Origin of the sequence: Pseudonocardia thermophila (assembly GCF_900142365.1) — a bacterium.
Lineage (GTDB): Bacteria > Actinomycetota > Actinomycetes > Mycobacteriales > Pseudonocardiaceae > Pseudonocardia > Pseudonocardia thermophila.
The window spans coordinates 1-3,060 of the sequence record NZ_FRAP01000040.1; the positions used below are offsets into that span (position 1 = coordinate 1).

The window sequence follows — 3,060 nt, forward strand, 5'->3', positions numbered from 1 at the left end:
CACCCATAGAGTGGGAAGTCATGTATAGTGACACCATCGCCCAACGGGGCGAGGTGGCCTGAACCTCAGCCTCTCGCGAACCCAGGACGGTTCAGCATCTCCCTTGGGTCGCCGCCCAAGGCGTCAGCACGCACTGGCTGCGCCACACCACCCTGACCTGGGTCGAACGCAACTTCGGCTACGCCGTCGCCCGCGCCTACGCCGGCCACAACGACCGCAGCAACAACGCGGGAGTCACCACGACCTACGTCCGGGCGGACGTCGAGGAGATCGCCGCGGCCCTCACCGCGCTGACCGGCGAACCACACCCCCTCGCCCCTCATGTCCGCGCCGACGGACCGGGGGATCACCATGGCTGAGATCGCTGCGATGCCCAGCCACCACGATGTCCCCTGCCCGGGCGCGCCGCGCCGGGCAGCGCAGGTGGCGCTGTGGCTGCCCGGCTTGCTCGTCGCTGCCGGCGCGATCGCCGCCACCGCACACGGCCTCTACGAGGTCGCGATCGCGGCGCAGGTCCCGCCCGCCATCGCCTGGCTCTACCCCGTGATCACCGACGGACTGGCCCTCGTGGCGTACGCAGCGGCCGCACGCATGCAGGGCCCAGCGCGCCGCTACTCCTGGGCCGTCGTCACCACGGCGGCTGGCCTGTCAGGACTGGCACAGGCCGCATACCTGGCAGGGGACGCGACGCTCACGGCCCCTGCCGCCCTGCACTTCGGAGTCGGCGCCTGGCCGGCAATCGCCGCCGCGATCGTGGCGCACCTGCTGCACCTCCTCGCCACCGCGCCCAGGCCGCCACAGGAGGCCGCCGTCGACGAACCGCCGACCTCGGTGTTCAACTCTCCGCTCCCGTTCGGTCGTACGCCGGACACACGGTCCGACCGGGCATCGTCCGACCTCGACGTCAGACGCCCGCAGGTCTCACAGCGCCGTTCAGCCAGCTCGCCGTCCGGGGTTCCGGAGGGTCCGCAACCGCTACATCGACGTCCGAGAGGTCGTTCAGCGGAGGCCCCAGCCAGGGACCGGGCACGAGCAGCCGCGGATCTCTACGCCCGCCGTCACGGAGCCCTCCCGACGGTTTCGCGACTCCAGGACCAGGCCGAAGTCTCACGAGGCACGGCAGGCGACGTCCTCAAGGCCATGCGCGAAGAAGCCAATGCTCTCCGAGGCCGCCACCCCGTACACACGGCAGGCCATAGGCCAGGCCCTGAGCCTCTTGCCGGCGGCAACCCCGAACACGACCCCCACGAGATGATCGACGTACGGAACGGGCGGACGCTGGCTCCCTCCGAGGTCCATAACGCGGAGGTCGCGTCCAGTGGACGGCAGCCGCCCGGATCGTCCGGAGTACAGGTCCGAAGCGCTCAGCTCGACCGAGGGCGCACAGCCTCCGGTTGAACGCTGAACCCTCTGCCGGGGTCGTCCGGCCGGCGAGGGAGTGCTGCCATTGGCTACCACCACGTTGGCGGAGCTGCGATCCACGGGCCCGAGCTGACGCTGGCCGTCGTGGGGGCAAGCGGGTGAGGTTCGCCCGTGAGCGCAGACAGGGCTGCGGCCACTTCGTCGAGGTCCGCACGGACGTAGGTCGCGGTGACTCCGGCGCCGGCCAGACCACCTTCGTGGCCGGCGAAGGCGCGCGCGACGGCGTAGCCGAAGTTGCGTTCCACCCACGTCAACGTGGTGTGGCGCAGCCAGTGCGCGGTGATGCCCTGCGCGGCGGCCCAGGGCAGATGTTGACCGACCCGGTTCCACAGGTAGTCGTAGCGGCGAACCGTGATCGGGCGGCCGTCGCGGTAGCGCAGCAGCGGCCGGTCGTCGTCGGCAGGTGGGTCGCCGCTGTGCTCCGGTGCCGGGCTGGCGGCGGAACTGTCCTCGTCGTGGCGGCGTTCTGCGGCGTGGCTGGTCAGGTGCCGCATGAGGGTCGGTGAGACGGGCTGCCAGCGCTGGGTTTGGCCCTTCTCCCGCAGCAGTACGAGGCACTGTTGGCGGTCCAGGTCGCGCGGGCGCAGCGCGAGTGCGCCGCCGCGTCGGCAGGCCGTCTCCTGGTGCACTCGCAAGATCAGCGTATCCAGTTCGGGGTCGTTGCCGGTCGTGGCGACCACATGGTTGATCTCGGCGAGGCGGGTTTCGGGGATGGCGCGGCGGGTGCTGGCGAGCCTGCGTGGCTTGCGCGCGCGGCGAGCCGGGTTGGTTGCCGCGGCGATCCATCCATCGTTCTCGGCGTACTGGTAGAGGCAGCGCGCAGCGGAGATCAGATGTGCTGCGGCGGACTGCCCTCCGCGCGAGTTGCGCCGGACCACCGCTGCGCACCTTGCGGTTTCCGCCAGTTGCTGTATCTCCACCGCGTCCAGTTCGTCCAACCGACGTAAGCCCCAGGCTTGCTCGATACGCCGCCAGTACGGCTCGTACGCCTGCCGCGTGCCGGGCGAGACCGCCGAGACGACCCGCGGCAGGTACTCGCCGATTGTTGGCACCGCCACGGGCGAATCGGTACCGCCCGGCGCCGGACCCACGTGGTTGAGGAGCTCCTCCGGGCGGACGCCGAGGCGTTCGAGCAGCAGCCGCGCCGCCGCGACCTCTGCCTGCTCGCTGCCGCCGGTGGCAGCTGCGGTCGGGCTCGGGCTGCGAGTGCTCGTGCGTGATGTGGTCATCGGCCCTGCCCTCCGTTGGCGCCGGTCCCGTTCTCCCCGCTGATCAAGCTCAGGTAGCAGGCGCGGAGAACGCCGTCGAGCACGCGCGCGGTGAACACGACCAACACTCCGGTGTCGGGATGCGCGGCGACCAGGACCCGTGCGCCTGCGCGGAGGCGGCAGGCGTGGCGCACCGCGGCGGGCAGCCGCAGATGCCCTTGCCGTGTGATCGCGTGGCGGCCCGACACGGCGCTGCGGGTCGCGACCACCACCTGGCCGCGTACGACGTGCAGCGCGACCGGGGTGCCCGGTGCCCACGAGAGCTTGCGCAAGGGTGAACCGTCCTGGGTTCGCGAGAGGCTGAGGTTCAGGCCACCTCGCCCCGTTGGGCGATGGTGTCACTATACATGACTTCCCACTCTATGGGTGT

2 protein-coding genes and 1 pseudogene are annotated in these 3,060 nt (G+C 71.0%); 1 reads left to right on the forward strand and 2 read right to left on the reverse strand.

Translation table 11 applies throughout. The features are described from left to right. Positions 1-83 precede the first annotated feature (83 nt). Positions 84-359 (forward strand): annotated as a pseudogene (locus BUE41_RS32335) (hypothetical protein); the annotation flags it as partial. 1,092 nt (positions 360-1,451) lie between these two features. On the opposite strand, the gene BUE41_RS29300 reads toward BUE41_RS32335, so the two are convergent. Beyond that, a complete protein-coding gene (locus BUE41_RS29300) occupies positions 1,452-2,651 on the reverse strand; it encodes a tyrosine-type recombinase/integrase (RefSeq protein WP_073460602.1) in 1,200 nt (399 codons plus the stop codon). Then, positions 2,648-2,962, reverse strand: a complete 315-nt coding sequence (locus BUE41_RS29305) for a hypothetical protein (protein ID WP_073460603.1) — start codon at positions 2,960-2,962, stop codon at positions 2,648-2,650. The genes BUE41_RS29300 and BUE41_RS29305 overlap by 4 nt, the downstream gene beginning before the upstream one ends. Positions 2,963-3,060: the final 98 nt, after the last annotated feature.